The 23,744-nt window shown below is 37.0% G+C and carries 18 protein-coding genes; 3 read left to right on the forward strand and 15 right to left on the reverse strand.

Going from position 1 to position 23,744, the window contains the following annotated elements; all coding sequences use genetic code 11:
- Positions 1–264: 264 nt before the first annotated feature.
- Together CXF79_RS17595 and CXF79_RS17600 are read right to left on the reverse strand one after the other, a co-directional pair.
- Complete coding sequence (locus CXF79_RS17595; protein WP_101156877.1) at positions 265–1,941, reverse strand: 2Fe-2S iron-sulfur cluster-binding protein; 1,677 nt, start codon at positions 1,939–1,941, stop codon at positions 265–267.
- Between the two features lie 166 nt (positions 1,942–2,107).
- The gene (locus CXF79_RS17600) at positions 2,108–2,653 is read right to left on the reverse strand and encodes a carboxymuconolactone decarboxylase family protein (RefSeq protein ID WP_011044684.1); all 546 of its coding nucleotides are present in this window, start codon (positions 2,651–2,653) and stop codon (positions 2,108–2,110) included.
- A 280-nt stretch (positions 2,654–2,933) separates the two neighbouring features.
- Here CXF79_RS17600 and CXF79_RS17605 point away from each other — a divergent pair, with 280 nt between their 5' ends.
- Both CXF79_RS17605 and CXF79_RS17610 read left to right on the forward strand, forming a co-directional pair.
- The gene (locus tag CXF79_RS17605) at positions 2,934–3,833 is read left to right on the forward strand and encodes a LysR family transcriptional regulator (protein WP_198560095.1); all 900 of its coding nucleotides are present in this window, start codon (positions 2,934–2,936) and stop codon (positions 3,831–3,833) included.
- 1,366 nt (positions 3,834–5,199) lie between these two features.
- Complete coding sequence (locus CXF79_RS17610; RefSeq protein ID WP_011044687.1) at positions 5,200–5,406, forward strand: hypothetical protein; 207 nt, start codon at positions 5,200–5,202, stop codon at positions 5,404–5,406.
- A gap of 256 nt (positions 5,407–5,662) precedes the next feature.
- Here CXF79_RS17610 and CXF79_RS17615 read toward each other — a convergent pair whose 3' ends face one another.
- A complete protein-coding gene (locus CXF79_RS17615) occupies positions 5,663–6,007 on the reverse strand; it encodes a hypothetical protein (RefSeq protein ID WP_101156879.1) in 345 nt (114 codons plus the stop codon).
- A gap of 102 nt (positions 6,008–6,109) precedes the next feature.
- On the opposite strand from CXF79_RS17615, the gene CXF79_RS17620 reads away from it, so the two are divergent.
- The gene (locus CXF79_RS17620) at positions 6,110–7,021 is read left to right on the forward strand and encodes a LysR substrate-binding domain-containing protein (RefSeq protein ID WP_101156881.1); all 912 of its coding nucleotides are present in this window, start codon (positions 6,110–6,112) and stop codon (positions 7,019–7,021) included.
- A 200-nt stretch (positions 7,022–7,221) separates the two neighbouring features.
- Here CXF79_RS17620 and CXF79_RS17625 read toward each other — a convergent pair whose 3' ends face one another.
- The 12 genes from CXF79_RS17625 to CXF79_RS17680 form a co-directional block, all read right to left on the reverse strand.
- Positions 7,222–7,596: a hypothetical protein gene (locus CXF79_RS17625; RefSeq protein ID WP_011044690.1), complete on the reverse strand. Its 375-nt coding sequence runs from the start codon at positions 7,594–7,596 to the stop codon at positions 7,222–7,224.
- A 130-nt stretch (positions 7,597–7,726) separates the two neighbouring features.
- Complete coding sequence (locus CXF79_RS17630; protein ID WP_101156883.1) at positions 7,727–8,086, reverse strand: nuclear transport factor 2 family protein; 360 nt, start codon at positions 8,084–8,086, stop codon at positions 7,727–7,729.
- 411 nt (positions 8,087–8,497) lie between these two features.
- Positions 8,498–8,878, reverse strand: coding sequence for a hypothetical protein (locus CXF79_RS17635; RefSeq protein WP_041737119.1), 381 nt, complete (start codon positions 8,876–8,878; stop codon positions 8,498–8,500).
- A gap of 392 nt (positions 8,879–9,270) precedes the next feature.
- Positions 9,271–10,962 (reverse strand): two-component system response regulator, encoded by a 1,692-nt coding sequence (locus CXF79_RS17640; protein ID WP_101156885.1) that lies wholly within the window; start codon positions 10,960–10,962, stop codon positions 9,271–9,273.
- An 85-nt stretch (positions 10,963–11,047) separates the two neighbouring features.
- The gene (locus CXF79_RS17645; RefSeq protein ID WP_011044695.1) at positions 11,048–11,470 is read right to left on the reverse strand and encodes a response regulator; all 423 of its coding nucleotides are present in this window, start codon (positions 11,468–11,470) and stop codon (positions 11,048–11,050) included.
- A 43-nt stretch (positions 11,471–11,513) separates the two neighbouring features.
- A complete protein-coding gene (locus tag CXF79_RS17650; RefSeq protein WP_232769238.1) occupies positions 11,514–13,265 on the reverse strand; it encodes a CHASE domain-containing protein in 1,752 nt (583 codons plus the stop codon).
- A gap of 325 nt (positions 13,266–13,590) precedes the next feature.
- The gene (gene tyrA, locus CXF79_RS17655) at positions 13,591–14,736 is read right to left on the reverse strand and encodes a bifunctional chorismate mutase/prephenate dehydrogenase (protein ID WP_011044697.1); all 1,146 of its coding nucleotides are present in this window, start codon (positions 14,734–14,736) and stop codon (positions 13,591–13,593) included.
- A 186-nt stretch (positions 14,737–14,922) separates the two neighbouring features.
- Positions 14,923–16,017, reverse strand: a complete 1,095-nt coding sequence (locus CXF79_RS17660; protein ID WP_049757921.1) for a 3-deoxy-7-phosphoheptulonate synthase — start codon at positions 16,015–16,017, stop codon at positions 14,923–14,925.
- Between the two features lie 571 nt (positions 16,018–16,588).
- Positions 16,589–18,535 (reverse strand): acetate--CoA ligase, encoded by a 1,947-nt coding sequence (gene acs / locus CXF79_RS17665; protein ID WP_101156889.1) that lies wholly within the window; start codon positions 18,533–18,535, stop codon positions 16,589–16,591.
- Positions 18,536–19,035: 500 nt separating this feature from the next.
- Positions 19,036–21,801 (reverse strand): TonB-dependent receptor domain-containing protein, encoded by a 2,766-nt coding sequence (locus tag CXF79_RS17670; RefSeq protein WP_101156891.1) that lies wholly within the window; start codon positions 21,799–21,801, stop codon positions 19,036–19,038.
- A gap of 60 nt (positions 21,802–21,861) precedes the next feature.
- On the reverse strand, positions 21,862–23,052 hold the full coding sequence (locus tag CXF79_RS17675; RefSeq protein WP_101156893.1) for a FecR family protein: 1,191 nt from the start codon (positions 23,050–23,052) through the stop codon (positions 21,862–21,864).
- A 42-nt stretch (positions 23,053–23,094) separates the two neighbouring features.
- Entirely contained in the window at positions 23,095–23,652 is a 558-nt protein-coding gene (locus tag CXF79_RS17680) for an RNA polymerase sigma factor (protein WP_011044703.1), read from the reverse strand.
- Positions 23,653–23,744: the final 92 nt, after the last annotated feature.

A 23,744-nucleotide genomic window follows, 5' to 3' on the forward strand; every position in this document is an offset into this window, starting at 1 on the left:
TGAATATAGTTACAGTTTTCCGCTAGATAGAAATATTCACTGTAAACTAAACAGTGAACATTGGTAGTCATGAAAATGTGTTTTCTCGGCCATTTTAATAAATAGAATTAAGCTGTGGGAAAATTTATTAAGACTTTGCCTTTATCTGATCCCACCTAAAAAAATACCTGAACCGATTTGAATATTCTGCGGGTTCTAGACCTTACAGCGGCTCCATAAGACAAAAGCTTATGCCCTTGTTAAAGCTTAATAGTTTTTCCTTATTTAAAGATCCAGCTCTAACGTATCTTGGGCAGCTCTAGAGACGCACAGACACATAAGCTTATTTACTTTGTCGGTGTTAGTTAGACATTCATCTTTGTGGATAACATTGCCGTTAACTACAGGAACAACACACGTTTTACATTCGCCCGTTTTACAACTGTAAGGCACATTAATACCTTGAGCTAATACTGCGTCTAAAATAGATTCTTGGGCCGACACCGTAAATTGTTTTGCAGAGCGCTTAAGTGTTACCGTAAAGGGCTTTGCCGCAGCATCTATCTTATGCTCAAAACGTTCAAAATGCAGACGTGCACTAGCTATTCCTTGCTGTTGAGCCAGTTCAAGCAACTGATCTATCATCTTTTGCGGGCCACAAAAGTAAAAATGGGCATTTATTGGAGAGCTAGTTAATAATTTTTCTAAATTTAGTTTATTACCTTCATCACTCGCGTATAGATGTAAATTATCGCCTAGTTGCCTAGTTAGTCGATCACTGAAGGCCATTTCATCGATTGAGCGACCGCAATAATGCAGTGAAAAATCCCGCTGCTGACTTGTTAGCGTTAAGGCCATTGCTTTAATGGGGGTAATACCAATACCACCAGCGATCAACACAACAGGATCTGTTGACTGTTCAAGGGGAAAGTAATTTTGCGGCTGTACACAGTTTAACCTGAGCCCAAGTGTGAAATATTGATGAATAACCGCAGAGCCACTTTCTTCAATATCGCTATTATCTACGTTATTGTCTTCTTTCAACTCATTATGATCATTTAGTACGGCAATTTCATAACAATCAGTTCTACTGGGATTTGAACAAAGTGAATAATGTCTGTGCGTAACTTTCCCATCATTTAATACTACAGGTATTGCCAAGTGTGCACCGGCCTCAAAAGCAGGTAATGCCTCACCCTTTACATGTCTGAGCTCAATAGCTCTAATACGAGGGGTCAATTGTCTAATACCACTAATAACTAACGGTAACTCTCCCTCTCCAGATATTTTCGGATAATCAGGTAAGCTTACTTTGGCTACTGCACTGTTTTTTGATAAACCTTCACCTGATAACGAGGCAAGCTGCTGCGTTTTCAACTGTGCTTTTAGGTCTGAAAGCTCATTCGTTAGCGGAATAATTAATGACTCAATTTCACTTTTACTATATCTAGGTGTTATATGCTGTGGGCAGTTCCAATCAAATGCTTCGACTTTAATAACAAAACCTCGCTCTACTTTAGCTCGATAATCATCATCTTCAAGACTGGCAAGTGTTTGCCAATCATCTTCAGCTACTTGACTGATTCGTCCCATCAATTTTAAGCGACGTTTATTTGGATAATCGACAAATATCAAAGCAACACGATCATTATTACGGAAATTTCCTGCACTTACATACTGGCGATTACCTTTATAATCAGCAAAACCTAATGTAGAAGCATCAAGCACCTTCAAAAAACCTTTAGGTCCGCCACGGTGTTGAACATAAGGCCAATCGGTTTCACTAACGCTGGCCATATATAAACTATCTCGTTGGGCAATAAACTCGGCTTCAACTGCGGATAAGAGAAAATTGTAATCCTCACCTTGGTCCATACTGGCATAACCTGCTCGGCTATTCTGCTCTTGCTGCATTGCTCTTACTGTCTCAGTAAAGGCTAATTGTGCGTATTTATGTGCCATGGTCGACTCCTACAGGATCATTAAACTGATTATCTAAGTAAATGGTTACACTATGTTGACAGCTGATAATTGTTGTTAGCTATAACGTTTTGATAACCACCTTTTACTGAATAAAACTTTCAAATTGAAATAATTCAAATGAACTCCCTGTTCATTTGAACTATTATTAAGATGCTTTTTGCAGGGAAATTTTAGGAAAATCAATCGCGACACGACTTGCTTTACCCAAAATATTTGTCATAATATTCATGCCCACATGAGTAATAATTTCAACAATCTCAGCATCTGAATAACCAGCATTACGTATTTCAAGTAACTCAGCAGTGGTCACTTCACCGTTGTGCTCAGCTAAAGAACGCGCAAACTTCACCGCGATAGCTGCTTGTGCATCTTGACTACCACCCGCTCTATTTTCAGCCATTTCATCTTCCGTTAAACCAACGCCTTTACCTATTGCAGTGTGCGCCGAAACACAATATTCACAGGCATTTTGTTCAGCTAAACCTAAGGCAATACGCTCTTTAGTTTTAGAGGTTAACTCTCCCTCGTTAGCTATAGAGTGTAAACCTAAAAATGCTTTTAAGGCTGCAGGTGAGTTTGCAAATACTTTTAAAAAATTTGGTACCATGCCGAGTTGGCTTGTTATCGCAGCATAAAGCTCTGCTTGTTCTGGATTTGCTTGCTCTGGGGTAACTAAATTAATACGACTCATTGTTCTTCCTTATTCTCATTAAAATATAAAATATGAACTGACATATAACGTTATGCTCATGTTCATGATGGTGTTACTAACTATCTTTCAACAACGCACTGTCGGTTATTACTCTTTACTACGTTGCAATATTACGCTTAGTTATTGTCATCTCATCTGATGATTTAATGCGGCTAACCAAGCGATGAAGCTATTGTGAAACAAAACGGTTTAATTAAGAATAATCATGATTTACAATTGATTATTTCAAATACTGAAATAATCAACGAAGAGACAGACAATGGATACATTCCACTTAATGAAGGTTTATATTGCCGTTGCTGAAGAGCAAGGCTTCTCAGTGGCGAGCAGACGCCTCAATATGTCTGCGCCCACAGTTACCAGAGCAGTCGCACACTTAGAAGAGACATTAAAAGTAAAGTTGCTCAATAGAACCACGCGTTATGTCAGAATGACTGAGGCTGGTGCTCGTTATTTGGAAGATGCAAAAAGAATTCTGCAAGATGTAAAGACTGCCAACGAAGCTGCGTTAGGTATCAACGCTACCCCACAAGGAAAAATTAGCGTTACCGCCCCAGTACTTTTTGGCCAGCAGTTCGTATTGCCAACGATCACCGACTATTTAGTGCGTTATCCACAGACACAAGTTAATGCTGTTTTCTTAGATAGAGTGGTTAATTTACTCGAAGAAGGTCATGACGTTGGCATTCGCATTGGTGAGCTACTTGATTCAAGTATGCGTGCAAAAAAGGTCGGTAACGTTAGGTTGATACTCGTTGCCTCTCCTGAGTATTTAGCGAAAAATGGTATTCCAAAAAACTGTCAGGAGTTGGCTCAGCACACACTTATTGCGGCTAATACCGGTAGCCTAAATCCGGATTGGCAGTTTCTGGTTAATAAAAAAAATCAAACGATAAAGATCAACCCTAGGTTGACCGTTACTACAAATCAGGCAGCAATTAATGCGGCAAAAAATGGTTTAGGAATAACCCGAATTATTTCATATCAAGTTGCTGAAGAGCTTAAAAATAATAAGCTTAAAATACTATTAGAAAATTTTGAGCATCCTGCCAAACCCATTAATATAGTACATAGAGAGGATAAATTTTCTTCCGCAAAAGTCAGAAGTTTTATCGACTTACTCGCTGAAAATCTGCAAACTAATTCCGCTTTAAACTAATATTTTTCTGAACAGTATTCTCTAATACCACTTTGCTGAAGTTAGTCTTTGAGAATCTATACCGAAAATATTTGTCTGTTTTATCTATAGCGGACATGGCATATCAAACACATTCCTCTGACATTTTCCCGATAGCGGAGGTTCCCCATAGATAAGAACATGAGTATTTTGATGAGAAACTATTGCCAATAACCGGTTAAACATGAATGTGAACTAAACCACCAATTTAAGACAGTCGAGGATGCAGTAATGTTAGTGGAATAAAGGGAAAACGCTAAGAAATTCAGACCAAACAGAACTATAGGTCAATAACGCAGAAGTTCACTTTGGAAAATAATTAGTTCGGATTTTGTTAACTTAAAAGTACCTAACTTTTACCAAAAAGGGGAGTATCACATACCAACATGTGTTTTCATTTTAAGAAAAATGACGTCTATTTTACCTATATTTTAATTGGCAGTGACTTTTGCCAATACATACAGACCGAGACTGGTTTTTATTTTTATCAAACTTTCAATGAGCGTTAAAACGAAAAATACAGCGCAATATGATTGTTTTCGTTTTAACTAATACCTATCCACTTTAATCATTCGAAATATCTAATTTACTATGCTGAACTCTCAATGGAGATGTTATTCCACTTTGTATGTACATGCTTTGTGCTTTCTTGATATCAGAAAGGTTTCCTGATGATATGCATTTCCACTCATCAATCATATGGCAGTATAGATACCAGACAGTTTTACTTTTCATATATGTTCCTTAGCGACAGTATTGCGATAACATATTTAAAGATTAATTCAAAAAGGTATATCTAGACAAACGAATTTTTTTAAGTAATGAGTGAAAAAATTTCACGTATATAAAGATCCTACTTCGATTAATGTAGAGTAGACAAACACTTGGATTATGAGCTTAGCTGCAGTCACATATTGTTCTCGTTCTGTAACTATACTTTGCTCTTTTGGGTATGGAATTCGTCTCAAAACGATTTTGGGAACGTCCGCTATACAAAACTTTTTAATTCCTCTGCCAACTTGCTTAGATCAACTAACTGATGTTCAGTTGAACTCGACAAACACTCAAAACGTCAAACTCTTATTTCTTCTCTGCGCGCTTAGGGAACATTAGCACTAATAAAGATTAGCACCAGACAAAAAGCAGCTGAGGGTGTAATCGTCACTTGTGCCACAGAGAGGTCATGAATATTGTAGATTAGTATCACTGTAAAATGTTTTTCTTCAAACTGCATATCGATAAATCGCCTTGTTGCAATGAAATTCAACAACTATAATTAGAACTGGCGCATTTTATTAAAAATGCAAACTAGGTACTTAACGTATTATTATATAGGTGAATTATTACCATGATTGAACTTACGTTACAAAAGGTTGGCACTGGCTTTGGCGTTGAATTACCTCAAGAAGTACTTGACCAACTACAAGCTAGCGGTGGGCAATGTATTTTCTTAGAAAACATGTTTGACGGCAGCTATCGATTGGCAAAGCATGATGAAAAATTCGTTGAAAATATGACGTTAATCGACGGCCAAATGCACGAGGAAGATGCATAAAAATGACCTGCATAATTTTTAGGTCGCCAGTTCTATATTTTCTACAATAAAATAGTCTAGCAGGATAATAATAATTGCTGAGGCTTAATCTAACATTCTTAAATAATAGCTTTGTCTAAAGCGAGCAATTAGGTAAGTCAAATTATGCCACAAACCTAACCTTCAATTGATATGAAAAAGCAGCCATGTAAAGACTGCTTTGTGCTCAAACAGCAGCCCTTAAAAAGATATCTACATGTCTAATCGAATCCACTTATTACAATCCTTGCCCGAACTCAAGCACCGTTTGAGATAGTATCTGTTTTGCCTTCTCTCGAGATAGACAGTTAGATAAAGGGTCATTATAAAATAATTCTTTGCTAATTTTTTTTTCAGGGGATACCCACATCATGTTGTCTAAAATAGCTTCAACTTTACAGCTAAAGCTCTCACCACTCATGATATAGAAAACTTTAAGACTATCAGTTCGATTAATTAGGTTCTTATAGGGATAATTTTCAGCCCTCTCTACAGTGAAATGTTCTGCGCTTGCTAAATCACAAAACAAAAAAACACTTGTTAAATACATGGTTTTAAATGCCTTTACTAATGAATCATTCATTTATTCTCTCGATTAATCTCTAAAGTGTAGATAACAGATTAAATATGATAAGGTTTAAAAACAAACGATATAAAATTAACTTCAATTAAGAAAACCTTAAGTATGAAATATTTACCACCATTGAAGTCCTTACAGTTTTTTCTGGCTGCGGGACAATCTAAAAACTTTAAACAAGCAGCCGAACAACTTAACGTAACGCAAGCAGCAGTCAGCCAACAAATTCGATCGTTAGAGGAAAACTTACAATCAAAACTATTTGAACGTACAAATAGACACACAATGCTTACCGAAAAAGGCCGAACACTACTACCTTTCATACAAAGAGCATTTGAAGAACTATCATCCGGTATACAAAGCATTACAGGTGATCAAAACCCACAAGTTTTACGTATTTCTACAGTACATTCATTTAGTTCTCTCTGGCTAATTCCTAGACTTCAAGAGTTCCAGAAATTACATCCTGAAATAATGGTGCAACTTGCTCCTTCCAGTGAACTTATTGATTTTAAACAATCACATATTGATTTAGCAATTCGTATGGGAAGAGGTGGTCACTCTGAGTTAGTACAAAAAAAAGTCTATGATGATAATCTGACATTTGTTGCAAGCCCAGAGTTACTAACTGGTATTAATAAAGACATCCCGGAGCAAGTATTTCGTTTGCCTTGGATAGAAGACACTAGTATTGGAATACAGGAAAGGTTTCAAGATTATTGTAAAAGCGTAAATATTAAATTTGAAACATTAGTACCCGTAATTAAAACGAATGATGCACTTCCTTTGATTGATAGTGCTGTTCAAGGCCGTGGTTTCTTATTAGTAAATACTAGCTTAGTCATCGAACATTTACGCACAGGTCGTTTGGTCAAACTACTCAACTACTCTTGCAAAAGTCCTTATTCACTTTATCTTGTTGCGCCGGAACAACAATTTTCATGGAATAAAGTTAAGCTATTTGAAGACTGGATAGTTCCTAAGTTACTAGAGTCATTCTCCAATCTAGAAGTACGCTAATCGCTCATGATAACGCTGAGTAAATAGTTATCAACAGCATAAATTTATGTCGGCTATATGATTGTATAATTGACTTTCATACTCTTAGGGATTTTCGTCTTCTCTACGCACCAAAGGAGCATTAGCGCTGATAAATATTAGTGCTAAAGATAAACCGATTGGGGATTTCATCCCCCCGATGCAATGCCTTGTTAGCGGTATTAGTAACCACCTTCAAGTTCTTTAGATACTATTTCAGAGGTTAATTCAGGTATGATTTGTTTTTGATTTCTTGCACAAATATATCTAGATCCATCACCTTTACGACAATTATAATAACTACCCCAAGATCGGTTATCAGCAACAGGAATTAGGTAAGCTATTTCTCCTTGCCCTATAGCATCATGACTTATTAAATCTCGTTCAGTTAAGCGCGCCTGCCGAATTGCCTGCATTAATTCAATTTTCGCTGTTGATTGTTCTGCCTTAGTAGCCGAGTGTTCAGCACTTTGAGCAAAGTATGCTGATAAAGCAGAAATTGCGGCAGGTATTATCGCTAGTATTACTGCTTGCTTAAATGTTAATTCCATCGCCATAAATACTCTCAGTGAAGTTTAGAAGTAGCTAACACCGACTTAAGCGGTAAATATAGTTGGCAAAAGAAGAACGAAGTGAAAGCCAACTGTATTTTTCCGTTTGAAGTTCTTGTTATGTTTATCAACTAATTTAAAATACGCTTTTCCATTGCTCAGTGTCTACGAACCACCGTTCCTCATAAATTTGATCACCTTCAAACTTGAACAAGACTGACAACTGAGAGGCTATCATCTTATCGGACTTCCACTCTACAATAGAGACAATTTCATTTTCTCCTTCGAGCTGACGAAGCCCCGTAATTTCGAAACCTGGAGGCAGGATTTCCCCAAGATTATCTAAAGCAGAACGGAATGCTTGTCGCCCCTTTAAAACATCAGCTTGTCCTGGCATGATGAATATCATTTGTTCTACATAGTCAGTTACTAGCGTATCAAAATCTCCAGCACCAAGAGCTTCCCAACCACGTTGTACTATATTGGCTAAATTCATTACTTTATTTCCTATAGGGTTTAAACAGTTTAACTATAGAAGTTATCCACTAATATTACTGAGATACTGAAACATATAGAAAACTATTCAAAGCAAACTGTCACTTTTACCACTAATATGGAGTTAGCATTTAAGAGCTTATACTGACAATTTTTTGTATATTTTGACCTACAGTGGACATGGCTGAACAACCACACTTATCAAATGGCCTGCTGATAATGGAGGTTATCATGAACTAAAATGTGACTTTTTATTATGACTTTTGTTAATGAATCGTTCGGCGGAATGTGAACTAAGCACTATTACGCTAACTCACTTAGTTGGACTTTGATAACTAGTCAGTAAGCATAAATAATGTCAGCTATGTATAAATATAACGATGGTTAGCTGACATATACGTCAATAGATTAGCTAATGTTTTGTTGACGAGTACAAGCTATTACTTGAACACTTTGACAACATTTTAAACTCTTTTTGTAGCGCTTTACCTTCTTCTGTTTTCTCCATTACATTCTCCCCTGCTGCCCAAGATTGCATGTTTGGATAGACATCAACAAACATAAACCCATTGTGATTTCCTACTCTAGGCTCCATATCATAGGAGTTAATCCCGCCTCCTTTAACATTAGCATTCATGAATTTTACCCATTTTTCATTCAATACTGCAGCATCTTTCATCGTTTTATTTTCTTTCAGCTTACATTGCCAAACATCTACAATATGTTTTTCAGCGTAACAATTTGCGCTAAATATAAGTATTAAGGGGATCGTAAACTTTATTAAATTATTCATTATGATTCCTTGATTAAATTGACCAAAGAAAACGTGGGAGGAACTATTACCCAAGACATCATTCTAAAATTACTTCAGCTCAATTATTGTTCACATATATTGTTAATGCAAATAACTGAAATTTTCAGACCAGCGAACTCAAGCAAAATGGACTATTGATTTAACATTTCTAAAGGTAATGAATGACTATGGAGTTGTCACAGGTGCCATCTATATATGAAATATCGACAACAGTAAAGAGTTTGAAGGGGGCGTATATTATCCCATTTTTATTAAGTGAAGTTACAGAATTCAGTGAGGGTAAATTTTCAATAATTAACTCTGCTTAATTATCTTAAGCAGAGTTAATTATTAAATTTTATATATATATATTGTGAATAAAATGGTTTCAGTTATAAATATTTTATTTCTAAATCAAAAGGAGATAAAGGCTTATCAAAATAAAAACCTTGGATTTTACCTATACCCAGTTTCACACATAAATTTAAGTCACTTTCTGTTTCAACGCCTTCAGCAACAATCTGTAAATCTAGCGACTTGATCATAAGAACTAAACCGCTTAATAGCTGCTTAACTTTTTCTGACGAAGAAGCATTCGGCATCAATGTTCTATCTATTTTAACAATATTAATTGGAAAGCTATGTAAGTGTGATAAAGATGAAAAGCCAGTGCCAAAGTCGTCAAGTGAGACTTTACAGCCTAAGTCACTTATTCCTTGAATAATTTTAACTGTCTTTTCTGGCTCAATAATTAAAGCTGTTTCAGTCAATTCCACTTCAATTAAATGAGCAGCAACATTATGCTGACTTAAACAGTCGCGAATAAAATCAAATAAATATTCATCCGCTAGCTGCACTGAAGAAAAATTAATTGCCATGGTTAGTGGCGAGCTTCGATTTTTGTTCCAAAGGCTAAGCTGTTTTATTGCTTGTTGTATTACCCATTTACCAATATCAATAATGAGTCGAGACTTTTCAGCAATCGGGATGAACTTGTCTGGGCTGATCATATCACCGTCGATATTCCATCGAATTAGTGCCTCCACCCCTGTTATTGTTTTACTTTTAGCATCTATGACTGGTTGATAGTGTAAATAAAAGTCGTCATTCATTATTGCTGATCTTAGTTGAGTTTCAATCTTAAATTGCTCTAGAAACTCATTTTGCATTTCTTCTTCAAAGAATGAAAATTGATTGCGGCCTTTATTCTTAGCTCGATACATTGCAATATCAGCGAATTTAAACAATTCCTTAGTATTTGAACTGTCCCACGGACATGTGGAAATGCCGATACTGGCACCCGATTGAATCCAATGATTATCGATTTGAAAAGGTTCACGTAACGCATTGATAATGCGCTGAGAAACAATACTAGCTCCATTAATGGATGGTAGACGCGTTAATGTAATGGCGAATTCATCTCCACCTAAACGCGCAAATAATTCATTACCACGTAAACAGTTACTTATGCGTTTAACCACCTCAATTAACAATTTATCACCAATATCATGACCAAAGTTATCATTTACATATTTAAAATTATCCAAGTCTATTAATAACAGTGCGAGGATTTTCTTTTCTCTTTGGTTACTCTTAATATCTTTTACTAAGGATTCATCAAAATAATAACGGTTGGCTAGGCCGGTTAAGCTATCATGCTCTGCAAGTTCTTTAGTACGCTGATAACTTTGATATAGTCTTTTTTCCAAGTCTGAGCGTGCTTGTGCATTGACTATCGCCCTTTGTAATCGAAAGACGTTTATCTCAGTTTTAACGAGAAAATCTTGGGCTCCTGCATTAATACAATTAAGTGCTAACTCATCTTCTTTTGATGTGCTCATCATTATTACAGCAGTATCATGCCTATTTGGATCGCCTTTTATTTCTAAAAGTAACTCAATCCCGTTTCGTTGCGGTAAGTTATAATCGAGCAATATCGCATCGAAAGAAGAGTCTTGTAGATTCTTCAGAGCATCATCCACGGATTCAACTTCAGTAATATTACAACTAATATCACTTCGTTTTAACGTTCTTTTTATGAGCTCTCTGTCAACGATATCATCATCAACAATTAATACTTTCATGTGTTGCAATGGCATTCCAAATAATAGTGATTAGGATTCAATATAGCTAATAAATATAGCTAAAGTACGCTACATTTTTATGCTTTTATTTTGGGAGTTGCACTACTTTCCAGTAGCTGTCTAACACGTTTACAATATCTAAAAATTTAGCTCCTGACTTCCCTTTTACAAAGTAACCTGCGATATGCTGGCGGTAGCTAGATAACATGTCTTCTTCAGATTTAGAGGTAGTGAGGACAAAAACGACTAACTCTGACAAGTTTTCGTCAGCACGTAACTCTTTTAAAAACTCGATGCCTCCCATACGTGGCATTTGCAAATCAAGCAAAATGATTAATGGACGAGAAACTTTATTACTTCGTAATAACTCTAACGCTTCAATACCATCATAAGCCCGAACGATGGGGTTCGCGATTCGTTGTTTTAGAAAACTTCTTTCAATTGTCATCGCATCAACGTCATCATCTTCTACTAATAATAACGTTACGTCGCTTGGATTTTCAACCATAATTCTCTCTCTTTATTTTTATGAATTACTGCTAATTAGGTCTTTATGATGTCGGCCAATGAATAATTACTTTTGTTCCACGTTGTCCATCAGAAACAATTGAAATGCTCCCCTGATAATGTTCGGTAACTCGTTTTATCATTGCCAATCCCATACCACTACCTTCGACTTTATCTCTAGATTTTAGTGTTTGAAACATCTCCATCGCTTTATCATGAAATTTTTCAGGAATGCCAGGACCATCATCCTCTACCGTTATTACGTGATAATCAGAACTGCTTTTGCATGAAATACGCACATAGCCACTTTTTTCATCGTGATGCTTTATTGAATTTGAAATTAAGTTTCTAAGGACTATCTCAAACGGAGCTCTGGGGATCATTATTTCAATATCTGGTGCGGAGATATTGAATCCAGGGGGCTTGTCTATCAAATGGAGAATATCGATGCTCATTTCATTTAAATTGACAAGTTCACTTTTAAATTCACTTCGATTAATACGTGAATAATCTAGCAAATCATTAAGTAGCTTCATCATTCGATCGCTTCGTTGAGCTAACAAGGCTAAATGCTTTTTTGATTCATCTGGAATAATGTCTTGGCAATCTTCGGCTATCCAACCAACCAATTGTTTAATCGCATTAAGAGGCGATTTAAGATCATGAGAAGCAACATAAGAGAATTGTTCTAAATCACTATTTGATTTTTCTAAATGAATTGTTTTTTCTTCCAGCGCATGGGTCATGTGATCAGCATAAGCTAAGGCCTGCCGATTAGCTCGCGATAAAAAGAGAAAAAGGCCAAGTAATAAGGCATCTATAACTAAACCTCCCATTAAAATAAATGACGATTGATTAGCTGCTGACTCATCTCTAAAATCTAGATTAGATTGAATAGTGAATGACCATGTACGACCATATAATGAAATGTCCTGTTCTTTGGTAAATAAAGGATTAGCGTCCGCGTCAAGTACACTTTCGTCGTCATGATCATCAAAGAGCAAATCGCCAGCATCACGTATTTGAATACTTACATGCCTATTTTTTTCAGCTAAAGTTCCCTGCATTAAGTTTTTCATTATAAAAGGCGCGTAAGTTACACCGTCAATAGCGTCTCTTCTCGCCTCAGTACTTTCAGGCTTAGTACCATTTTTATAAAAAGGGGTATAAAACAGAAAACCAGGCGTTTTTTTAGCATCTTGTACTAAGGTAATTGGTCCTGTTAATTGAGCGACTCCTGTATCTCGCGCTTTTTTAATTGATGAATATCTGTTGGTTTCAAAGGCCATATCAAGCCCTATAGCTTTCTTATTAGGGGCTGCTGGTTCAACATAAGTAATGGGCCAATACTCGGATTCATTATGGCTGGGGTGTATTGCATAGTTTGGCCTAAGCACCCGTTGTTTTTCTATATAATCATCAAGTTGATCCGCCTGAATATTATATATAATACCTATACCATTAATACCAGGGTACGTTAAATCTATTTTTAGACTCTTTGAATAAGCTAACCATTTGGTATGAGTGATATCAGTCTCATCAGCATCAATATATGCTACCGAACTCCACAGTGCATTTTCATAGAGTTGCATTCTCTCTTTTACTAAACTAACGACTTGTTCAGCATTACGTTGAAATTTATCTTCTAGTTTTTGATTAAATTGAGATTTTGAATAATACCAAGCACCAAACGTTAACACTACTGATAGCAACACAATTAGCCAATGAACAAGGTGCATTTGCCCAGCATAAATCAGTTTTTTTCTTTCTTCGCCATTATTTTTTGTATCAACCATTTTGTTCTCTGCAAAGAAATTATTGAGTTTCACTATAACTGATTTCTTAGATTAATCAGATATTTATTCTTATTGCTAGTTAAAAGTGATTTATTCTTCATTCAGAAGTTACGTGGGGGGAGTACAACTAACATTTACATTTTTTATCAACAGTAATTTGGCCGTAACTTACTAAGAACAAGCAGCTGAAAATAAGTGAATTTCGATCATTATGCGTAATTACACCAAAGTAAGTAAATTTGTTGTTATGAATTATTGGAATAAAGAAGGATAAATCACGCTAGTGAAAGCACTAGCGCGATAGGTTTGAAACACTAAAGATAAATTAATGTTTTTTCAGCTCATTAGCTTTTAATAACATCGATTTACTTTCTTCGAGAAAATCTCCGGCATAATCACCAAACCAACCCGAAACATTATTAAACATATCAACAAAGGCATCTTTATCATCAAGGCTGACATCTTCAAGTAGCTCTAAAAATCGGTAAGCAAAGCGTTTCATCATGCTGACATTATCTTTGTTAGCAAAAATAATATCCGCATAAAGGGTAGGATCTTGAGCAAATAATCGCCCTACCATAATCAACTCTAATCGATAGATAGGTGAACTCATCGCTACTAGGTTCTCAATATCAGCCCCTTCACTCATCAAGTGATAGCCGTAAGCGATAGTAGAGAAATGTCGCATAACTTGTACCATTGACATCGCTTGGTCATGTTCATGTGCTTGCACCGGATAAATTTTAGCGCCCCACACTTCAAACTGCTCAATGAGCCATTGATATTGTTCAGGGTTACGCCCTTCACAACTAATAATGGTTTGTTTAATTAAGCCTGTGACATCTGGACCAAACATAGGATGTAAGCCAACAACAGGACCAGCATGTACCTTTTTCATTTCAAACAAAGGCGACTCTTTAATACTGGTTAAATCGGCAAGAATACACTCTTTTGGTAAGTTATTAAGATGATTAATAACCATAGTCGTCAGGCGAATAGGCACAGCAACAATGACTAAGCTCGCATCAGCTAAAATAGCTTCACTGTTGGGCCAATCATTTTGCTCAATAATAGCAACTTGGTAATCAGAACGTTGAAAAAGGTCGACAAAAACAGAGCCTAATTGCCCTTTACCGCCCACTACCACAACCTTTTTACATTCTGGGTTAACGCAGCGATAACCACTAGCATCTTGACTGACATAAGAGTCACGCATTAAACGGCGTAAAACATCTTCAATTAAGTCAGGTGATAGACCAGCCTCACTTGCCTGCTGGCGACGTTTAGCAAATAAACTCGCCTCGCGTTTAGCATCATAAATGGGTCTGCCAACACCACTTTTTAGCTGACCAACTTTACTGGTAACAGCAAGGCGTCTTTGCAATAATTTGACTAAATCACTATCAATTTCATCAATTTCGTCACGTAAACTTGTTAACTTTTTATCAAAATCGGGATCTGAATTTTTCATTAATGTCTCTTATCTAAAACAGAGTATTTGAAGCATATTACATAATACCTTTAAAATAGAAAACGCGACATATACCCGCTCACTTTGATTGGTAGTGGGTATAAGTCACGTCTAATTAAAATATATTATGCCAATCGGACTAATTAATCCGTTTGGTATTACCTAACAATGTTAGGCAAATAACCTTTAGGCGGTACGTGCAGTTAAACAACCCGATAGGCGTGCATTAGCATCATCTAATAGTTGTTCGGTTTCAGCAAAATCAATACAAGCATCGGTAACAGATACACCGTAAGCTAAATCTTCTTTTGCTAAATCACTGCTTTGGTTACCCGCGTTAATATTACTCTCTAACATTATACCAATAATTGATTTATTACCCGCACAAATTTGTTCGACAACATCTTGTGTTACCAGTGGTTGTCGAGTGTAATCTTTACTTGAGTTACCGTGACTACAGTCAACAATAATACCTGGGGCAATACCTTGTTTAGCTAAGGCTTGCTCACACTCTGCAATACTTTTTGCATCGTAATTAGGCGTTGCACCACCTCGTAAAATAACATGGCCGTCAGGGTTACCGCTAGTTTGGATTAAAGCAACCTGCCCTTGACGGTTTATACCCATAAAGTGATGTGGCGAAGCTGCTGATTGTAATGCGTTTACTGCAACACTTAGGCTACCGTTAGTACCATTTTTAAAACCTATTGGCATGGATAAACCACTTGCCATTTCTCTGTGAGTTTGTGATTCAGTGGTACGTGCGCCAATAGCTGACCAGCTAAATGCTTCTGCAAGGTATTGCGGGCTAATCGGATCAAGCGCTTCCGTTGCCAAAGGCAAACCAAGTTCTGTTAAGTAAAGAATCAATTCACGTGCTTTTCTAAGGCCCGTTTCAACATCAAACGTACCATCCATATGAGGGTCGTTGATCAAACCTTTCCAACCCACTGTTGTTCTTGGCTTTTCAAAATAAACACGCATAACAATGAATAGTGAGCCTTGGTATTTATTGTGTAGCACCTTTAACTGACGAGCATAATCTTTAGCTGCTTCAACATCATGTACAGAGCACGGACCTGAAATAACGAGCAAACGAGGATCTCGCTTGTGGATGATGTCACTAATCGTTTTACGCGACTGCTGTACAAACTCACGACCTTCTTCTGAAAGTGGTAATTCAGCACGTAACGCTTCTGGGGTAATTAATACATGCTCAGCATTCACATGAATGTTATTTGAGCTGGTCGGCACGGCAGATAATTCGTTGGCTGTTGTCATGATTTTTCCTCAATGTAGTTCTTTTTCCACCAAGTGGATCTTTAAAGTGTGTTTACGCTAGCTAAATAAACAGATTAAACATGTGAAATTCAAGGTAGGAAAAAAGCGACTAAATAAGGGCTACAGCTCAACCAAAAACAAAAACAGGAAATCGTAAAGATTTAATTACGCGATTTGTATTGTTATTTTTACACTCTTTTTTACGTATGTATAGTGTTAATTCGAAATATTCAGAGAAAATGAAGTAAAAACTTTATCGATAAAGGAAAATAGTAGATAGCGATGGTTTTTTGGGCTCATTATGATGACTGTTATCTTCCCTTTAATGTAAGCGAAGGAAGTCAATGCTACTTTATATTGCTTTATTAAGACCTGTTACGCTGTTTCTATCGTGGCTCAGGCTATCGTGACTCAGACCAGAGTCGATGATTCACTAGGTTATGCCAATTAACTAAACAATCACTAAACAATTACTAAACAATTACTAAAAAAGAACTAAGTAATAATAAAGCCATAAAAAAAGCGCCTTTCGGCGCTTTTAATTAGTTTACGAGTGATAAGCCGTTAAGGTTTATGCACCGTGAATGATACGTTTATCAATCAGGTTTTCAACAACACTTGGATCTGCCAATGTTGAAGTATCTCCTAAACTATCTACATCATTCTCAGCAATCTTACGTAAAATACGACGCATGATTTTACCTGAACGTGTTTTCGGTAAGCCCGGTGACCATTGAATGTAATCAGGTTTTGCAAAGCGACCTAACTCTTTCGCCACAAATTCACGTAGCTCTACATTTAACTCGTCTGATTCAGTCGCGTTGCCCATTAAGGTCACGTAACAATAAACGCCTTGGCCTTTAATTTCATGTGGGTAACCAACAACAGCCGCTTCAGCAACAGCTGGATGAAGTACTAATGCACTTTCAATTTCAGCAGTACCTAATCTGTGTCCTGATACGTTAAGCACGTCATCAACACGACCTGTTATCCAGTAATAACCATCTTCATCACGTTTAGCGCCGTCACCAGTAAAGTAATTACCAGGGTATTGACCTAAATAAGTTTGATAGAAACGATTATGATCACCATAAACGGTACGTAATTGTCCTGGCCAACTTGCCGTCATTACTAACAGACCTGCATTTTCACCTTCTAAGGTATTGCCGTCTTTATCAAATAGTGCCGGTTGTACACCAAAGAATGGCTTACCCGCACAACCTGGTTTCATATCGACTGCACCAGGTAGTGAAGTAATTAAAATACCACCTGTTTCTGTCTGCCACCACGTATCAACAATTGGGCAATTACTCTTGCCAACAACTTCATAATACCAATGCCATGCTTCAGGGTTAATTGGCTCACCTACCGTACCTAACAAGCGTAAAGATGATAAATCAGCTTGATTAACTAAATCATCACCAATACTCATTAATGCACGAATGGCTGTAGGTGCTGTGTAGAATACGTTAACTTTATGTTTTTCACAGACTTGCCAAAAACGACCAGCATCTGGGTAAGTTGGTACACCCTCAAATACTAGAGTAGTTGCACCGTTTGCTAACGGGCCGTAGAAGATATAAGAGTGACCAGTAATCCAACCAGCATCGGCTGTACACCAGTAAACTTCGCCTTCTTTATAATCAAACACATACTTGTGTGTCATCGCAGCATAAAGAATGTAACCACCACAAGTGTGTACTACACCTTTGGGTGTGCCCGTTGAACCTGAAGTATAAAGAACAAATAAAGGATCTTCAGCATCCATTACTTCTGGTTCACAGACTGCTGATTGTTTCGCAACGGCTTCTTCGTAGTTGATATCTACTTTATCATTCCAAGCAACATCACCGCCCGTACGAGCAACAACAATTACTGAGTGAACGTTAGGACAATCAATAACCGCAGCATCAACATTTGATTTAAGTGGAATACGTTTACCACCACGTAATGATTGATCCGCAGTGATTACCACTTTACAGTCTGCATCAAGTACGCGCGCTTTAATTGATTCAGTAGAGAAACCACCAAATACAACAGAGTGAATGGCACCGATGCGTGCACAGGCTAACATCGCGTAACCTACTTCAGGGATCATTGGCATGTAGATACATACTCGGTCGCCCTTTTTAACGCCGCGTTCTTTTAATAAATTAGCAAAACGACAAACATGGTCGTGTAATTCTTGATACGTTACTTTTGAGTCATCATTTGGATCATCACCTTCAAAAATAATAGCTGTATCATTTGCTTTAGTCGCTAAGTGGCGATCAATACAGTTATAACTTACGTTAAGTTTACCGCCAGAGAACCAGTTAATTTCAGAGTTTTTAAGATCAACTTTACTTACGCTGTCCCAAGGTTTGTACCAGTCAATAAACTCTTTCGCTTGCTCGCCCCAAAATTCATCAGGTTGCTCAATTGATTTTTTGTACATAGCATCGTATGTAGCCGCATCAATGTGGGTATGCGCTTTAGCTTTCTCTGAAACTGGATAACAAGATTTTAATTCTTTCATTTTCTCTTCCTTCGGACTTAACTTGAGGTTATTAATACCATTGGGATTAATTAATTAACTTTACGTTGACCCATTAATTAACCCATTGGTATAACATGAAATATTTTTTATTTATATTGTTCATTCATCAACGTTAAATATCTTTTAATAATTTTTACATATTATTTGAACATAGTTTTAACGTATTGTTTTCTTTATTTCCAGCAATAAAACTACATAAGTTCTGCAGCTAACGACAATTGGATAACTAACATGCTAAAATTTTTAATCCGACTTTAATATACAACTTTAGTATTAATTTAAGTTTTTACTCTAAAAAATTGTAAGCAAAAATGGCTGGACAGTACCATACCATTGAAAATAAAACATGACAACGCTGTCATTTCTTACCTGAATGTTTACCATAAAAAAGCACCTGGCATGAGTTATTGGCTTTATGCTTATTTATTAATAGATAGCGCTACTTTGCCAAATTTAGTTACCTGTTAGATATTTCAGGTTTAAAACGTTACTTCCACACTGGCTATTACCGAACGGCCAAAGATAGCTCTCGCGTAAAAATTAGTACTATTACGGTGCGCTAATGCATTTCGAGGGTTACCTTCAGTTAATCCAACACTGTTGGTTATATTTTTACCGTGTAGCGCAAAGCTAAACTGCTTGGTAAGTTGGTAAGTAAAACCTAAATCGATAACAGAGTAAGCCGCTAACGAAAAATTATTAGCAATATCTGAATAGCGTTTCCCTATATAAGCGTAGGTTAAAAAAAACCTCGCCTTATCTATAGTGTAACTCGGGCTAATACGTAATTGGAATTCAGGCGTTCGAGTAATTTGATTACCATTATATGCACTTTCAATCGCATCACTGGGAATGCCACTAAGTACAGCTTTTTGCCAAACGCCTAGGCCTGCAACGGTTAGCTGCTTGGTTAAATTAACAGTAAAGTCAAATTCAATACCTCTAGTTTTAGTATCAATAAAAATACTTTGTTGGCGATCATAAATGCCACGAAATACGGTAAAGGGTAATGGATTAAAGCGAGTTTCAAATAATGCAGCCGTTATACGCCAATTATTGTCAGCTAAACGTACGCCACCTTCAGCAAAGGTTAATTCAACGGGGTCACCAAAACCAGCTTCTTCTGGGATAGTGTCTTGATAATCCCCCCAACCTATCTCATTGCCAAAATTAATTAGCTTCGGCATTTCAAAGCCACTCGATAAATGAAAAAATATTGCAGATAATGGTGATAACTGATAATTACCACCTAAATTCCATGCAAGCTTGTTAAAGTCATCATTTTTAGTAAAAGTGTAACCGCTCTTGTATACCGCATCAAAATTACTATCCGCTAATGCATAAACACTATCAGTACCCGCGGTTGATGTTAATGATAAGTGCTCCCAACGTAACCCAAAGTCTAAAAGTAATGGCGTTATAGGCTGCCATTCAAGGTAACCATAAATAGAATTAGATATAGCTTCCCCTTCTCCATCTAAATAACCCGGCCCCGCATACGAGGTGAAACCTTGTTCACTGAAACTAGCAACAACATTATCGCGATCATCAAGTGCGACAATATCTAAACGACGTGGCTGGTCTTTTACTTCGGTTAGGATTTCCCCTTGCCATTTATCGAGAGGTAAACTGCCAAAATCATTGTAGGCGAACATATGTCCTAAGCTGACTTGCACTTCATCTAAATCTACATTGACACTAAAATGATTTAGCCATTGTTTTTGCTGATAATGTGAATATAGAGGGTACGCGGTAGTGATTAATCCATTAGAGTTTAAGTCAGCAGGATTTGAAATTATTTGTTGACTGTGACTATAAACATAAGCAGGTTGGGTTGCCCCTTGTGATTGTTGTTGATTAATAAAATCAGTTATATCCTTTTGTTTAAGTCGCTCAGCTGCATCAAGTAAGGTGTCATTACCCAAATTAATTAAGGCATACATGGTGTTTTCCATATCAGCAACACTGAACTTATTTTTAAGTAAGATCTTTTCTGCTACATCCCAATCAATACTGGCATTAAAGCGGTGTAATTTACTTTGTTGACCATCTTCAATGTCACGTTGAAAAGAACCTTCGGGGCTTTTAAAGGTAAGGTTATTAAAGTCGGCACTGAGTAAAGTGCCATAGCTAGCATCTATGCCTGTAACACCTTGTGGGGAATTAGCATTGGTCATAGGTGTGGGTGAGAAAAAACTGGTTTTGTCATCCAAAAATCGATAGGAAAAATTCATTTCAGCAGCTTTAGTCTTTCGCGTAAGGTTAACCTTAAATTGACCGCCCTGATCTGCCGTATAACCGGGTTCACGTACACCGTCACTTTGCCGATAAAAGCCACCAAACGCATAAAACCATTGCTCATTAATGGCGCCACTTGTTAAGCCATCAAGCCGAGTAAAGTGATGATCAAGCCCCTGACTAAGCTTAAGTCGATTAACTTGTTTTTCAGACCCTTTAGCCGTAATAAAATTTACAATCGCAGCAGGTCCATTAAATGTAAAAATACCGCTACTTCCGCCACGTATTGTTTCTATTCCCTGAGTCATTAAATCTTGTCGCAGAAAAAAATCTGGCCAAACACCATCATAAACAATAGGGATGCCATCTTCCATCAGGCTGATAAATCGAAAGCCCTCACCTCCCCTTAACCCACGAGGTGCAACATTATTATTTGTTTCGCCGCCAGATCCTTCTACCCAAAATCCAGGTACATTTTGTAATAACTCTGCAGTATTTTCATTAGATAACTGCTGTAAGGTACCGCTACTTATATAGCTTACCGAAGTAGAAGAAGATAATAGGTTTCTATTTTCACTTCCATGCCCCGTCACCAAAATATGTTCCCATACACGATTAACCTCTAAAGCATCGCTATTTTCAGGGGCAACAACTGTCTTAGGAAGAATAAGGATGACGTGTGTATCCACTAAAATCTGATAATTAAATGGGCTATCTCTTAATACCTGAGAGAGTAAATCGTCCAAACTCGATTGCTGCTTTAGCGCTTTATAGCGTTTATTATCTTCTCCATACTCAACATTAGCGCGCATAACCAATTGCATATTGGCTTGCTTAGCAATACTCAGTAGCATGTTATTTAATGTGCCCGCAGTAAGTTCAAAGTCAAACTCTTGAGCAAAGGAAGTAGAGGATAAAAAGAAAGAAACGACTAAAACACTATTAAAAATAACGCTTTTAATAGTGTTTAAACCAATAAAAAAATTTGAGGTCGGTGTATAAATCATCCCGACTTATATAAGGGCGTTGTCATATATGCTCTCATTATTGCTATTATAATTTTAAAGCTATTCCTTACGTTTTACGATAACGACACTATTACCGTGACGTTGTACCTCAACAGGAAAAATATAAGGTAGGGCAATTAACCAGTCATCCACTTTATCGTATATCACGCTACCGGTATAGCCCATGTTAGCCACCTGTTTATTGGGTATATGAATAGATAAAGTAGAGTAGCGTTTCAAATCAAAAATCACGTTAGCTAAATCAGTATTAACATAATTTAATCGGCCATCTTGCCATGCCATACGCTCATTAACCTCAATCGCATAGGTTGTTGAAAATTGACCTAAGCTATCAAGTTCAAGTGCTTGCCCTGCCACAAGGGTAGCGACTTGATTTTTGTCACTACTGTTAGTTACTTTAGACTTAACCTCTGGCTCAACGTTCACCTCAACAATACCCTCTAATACTGAAACTTGCATCGCGCTTTTAGACTCTCTGACATTAAAAATAGTACCCAACGCTTGGACGCTACGGCCATGATTATGCACAATAAAAGGTCTTTCTTTATCTTTTTCAACAGTAAAAAGCGCCTCTCCATACAATAAATGAATATCTCGACGGTTAGCTGAGTAATCAATAAACACCTGTGACTTAGCCGCTAAAACAATAATAGATCCGTCTTGTGCGGTAATAGTTTTATGCTCGCCTAACTTTGTTTGATATTCGTTGGTACGCAAGGTACTTGAACTTGCTACTTGTAATGGTTTATCGGTCGTAACCATCTCGTGGTTATATTGTGTAAATGTAATAAAAGTCGCAAAAATGACACTGGCGAAACTGGCCGTATACATAGTTTTTCTCAAGGTGAAGAAGGAAATAAATTTCGCCAAAATACTTTCTTTTTTCAAAGTATATGGATTAACTCTGGAGGAAGTATTTACTGCAGAGCTCGGTGTCATTGATAACCCAAGTAAGTCTTCACTAAATAAATCGACGGGAAGCTCATCAGCTACTTCCCAAAGGGTTTGTAGTTGCTGATACACTTTTTTATGCTGGGCACTCAAAGATAACCAAGCGTTTAATGCCTGTTGATTGTTCTCAGAGTCATCTTCTTCAATAGTGAGCAACCATTGAGTTGCTTCATCACTTATTTGAACATGTGTTTTATCGCTTAATGGCTCATCTTGAGTTTTGCCAAACTGGGCGCTTTCAACCGGGTTCTTATTTTCTTTAATATCAATTGGTTTCATAGTTTGCTCTAGTCAAAGTGACTATCTATTTAATGCATTAAGTTACAAATCTGACTTGAGTTCATCAAAGCAGTGTCTGACTGCTCTTAGGACATATTTTCGTACCATACTCTCTGATACTTCCAAGGTGCTAGCAATATCCGCATAAGACATGCCTTTTATTTTATATAAAATAAAAGCTTGTCGACACTTAAGAGGTAGCGTTTTGATTGACTCTGACATTTTACGCAAAAGCTGTTGAGATTCATTCTTCCGCTCGGGCGAGGTACTTTCGTCACTATAATCTTCTTGTTCATGCATTGACTCCAACGGACTTCTTGCGTTAGACCTGAGCTTATCAATAGCCAGATTTAAGGCAATACGATAAAGGTAAGCTTGGATATAACTGCTTATTTCTTGGTTATCGAGTCCAAGTAATTTAACAAAAGCTTCTTGAACTACATCTTCGGCCTCACGTTTAGCTAAACCTTTTGCCATAACACGGTGAATCAAGCGTAGATGATGATCTTGATACAGCAATTTGACTTGGGCCACTCTCTTTTCATCAGAAGAAGCCTGTTCAATATTTTTTAAAAAATCAGTCATAACTAACCACAACATATCGAATTTCTACTAAATAAGAGGCCATTGCAACACGGTAAGATAACAGGATTAAATCCTTGTAGTGCCATGGGAGTGCCATCGTATTCCTT

It is taken from the genome of Colwellia sp. Bg11-28, assembly GCF_002836245.1.
GTDB classification, from domain to species: Bacteria; Pseudomonadota; Gammaproteobacteria; order Enterobacterales; family Alteromonadaceae; genus Colwellia; species Colwellia psychrerythraea_A.

Bases quoted from the DNA above. Each gene is read 5' to 3' on its own strand.
- CXF79_RS17625 (WP_011044690.1), bottom strand. From the start codon at position 7,596: ATGGCGATGGAATTAACATTTAAGCAAGCAGTAATACTAGCGATAATA.
- CXF79_RS17595 (WP_101156877.1), bottom strand. From the start codon at position 1,941: ATGGCACATAAATACGCACAATTAGCCTTTACTGAGACAGTAAGAGCA.
- acs (WP_101156889.1), bottom strand. From the start codon at position 18,535: ATGAAAGAATTAAAATCTTGTTATCCAGTTTCAGAGAAAGCTAAAGCG.
- CXF79_RS17640 (WP_101156885.1), bottom strand. From the start codon at position 10,962: ATGAAAGTATTAATTGTTGATGATGATATCGTTGACAGAGAGCTCATA.
- CXF79_RS17645 (WP_011044695.1), bottom strand. From the start codon at position 11,470: ATGGTTGAAAATCCAAGCGACGTAACGTTATTATTAGTAGAAGATGAT.
- CXF79_RS17675 (WP_101156893.1), bottom strand. From the start codon at position 23,052: ATGAAACCAATTGATATTAAAGAAAATAAGAACCCGGTTGAAAGCGCC.
- CXF79_RS17650 (WP_232769238.1), bottom strand. From the start codon at position 13,265: ATGGTTGATACAAAAAATAATGGCGAAGAAAGAAAAAAACTGATTTAT.
- CXF79_RS17600 (WP_011044684.1), bottom strand. From the start codon at position 2,653: ATGAGTCGTATTAATTTAGTTACCCCAGAGCAAGCAAATCCAGAACAA.
- CXF79_RS17670 (WP_101156891.1), bottom strand. From the start codon at position 21,801: ATGATTTATACACCGACCTCAAATTTTTTTATTGGTTTAAACACTATT.
- CXF79_RS17610 (WP_011044687.1), top strand. From the start codon at position 5,200: ATGATTGAACTTACGTTACAAAAGGTTGGCACTGGCTTTGGCGTTGAA.
- CXF79_RS17605 (WP_198560095.1), top strand. From the start codon at position 2,934: ATGGATACATTCCACTTAATGAAGGTTTATATTGCCGTTGCTGAAGAG.
- CXF79_RS17615 (WP_101156879.1), bottom strand. From the start codon at position 6,007: ATGAATGATTCATTAGTAAAGGCATTTAAAACCATGTATTTAACAAGT.
- CXF79_RS17630 (WP_101156883.1), bottom strand. From the start codon at position 8,086: ATGAATTTAGCCAATATAGTACAACGTGGTTGGGAAGCTCTTGGTGCT.
- CXF79_RS17680 (WP_011044703.1), bottom strand. From the start codon at position 23,652: ATGTTGTGGTTAGTTATGACTGATTTTTTAAAAAATATTGAACAGGCT.
- tyrA (WP_011044697.1), bottom strand. From the start codon at position 14,736: ATGAAAAATTCAGATCCCGATTTTGATAAAAAGTTAACAAGTTTACGT.
- CXF79_RS17660 (WP_049757921.1), bottom strand. From the start codon at position 16,017: ATGACAACAGCCAACGAATTATCTGCCGTGCCGACCAGCTCAAATAAC.
- CXF79_RS17620 (WP_101156881.1), top strand. From the start codon at position 6,110: ATGAAATATTTACCACCATTGAAGTCCTTACAGTTTTTTCTGGCTGCG.
- CXF79_RS17635 (WP_041737119.1), bottom strand. From the start codon at position 8,878: ATGAATAATTTAATAAAGTTTACGATCCCCTTAATACTTATATTTAGC.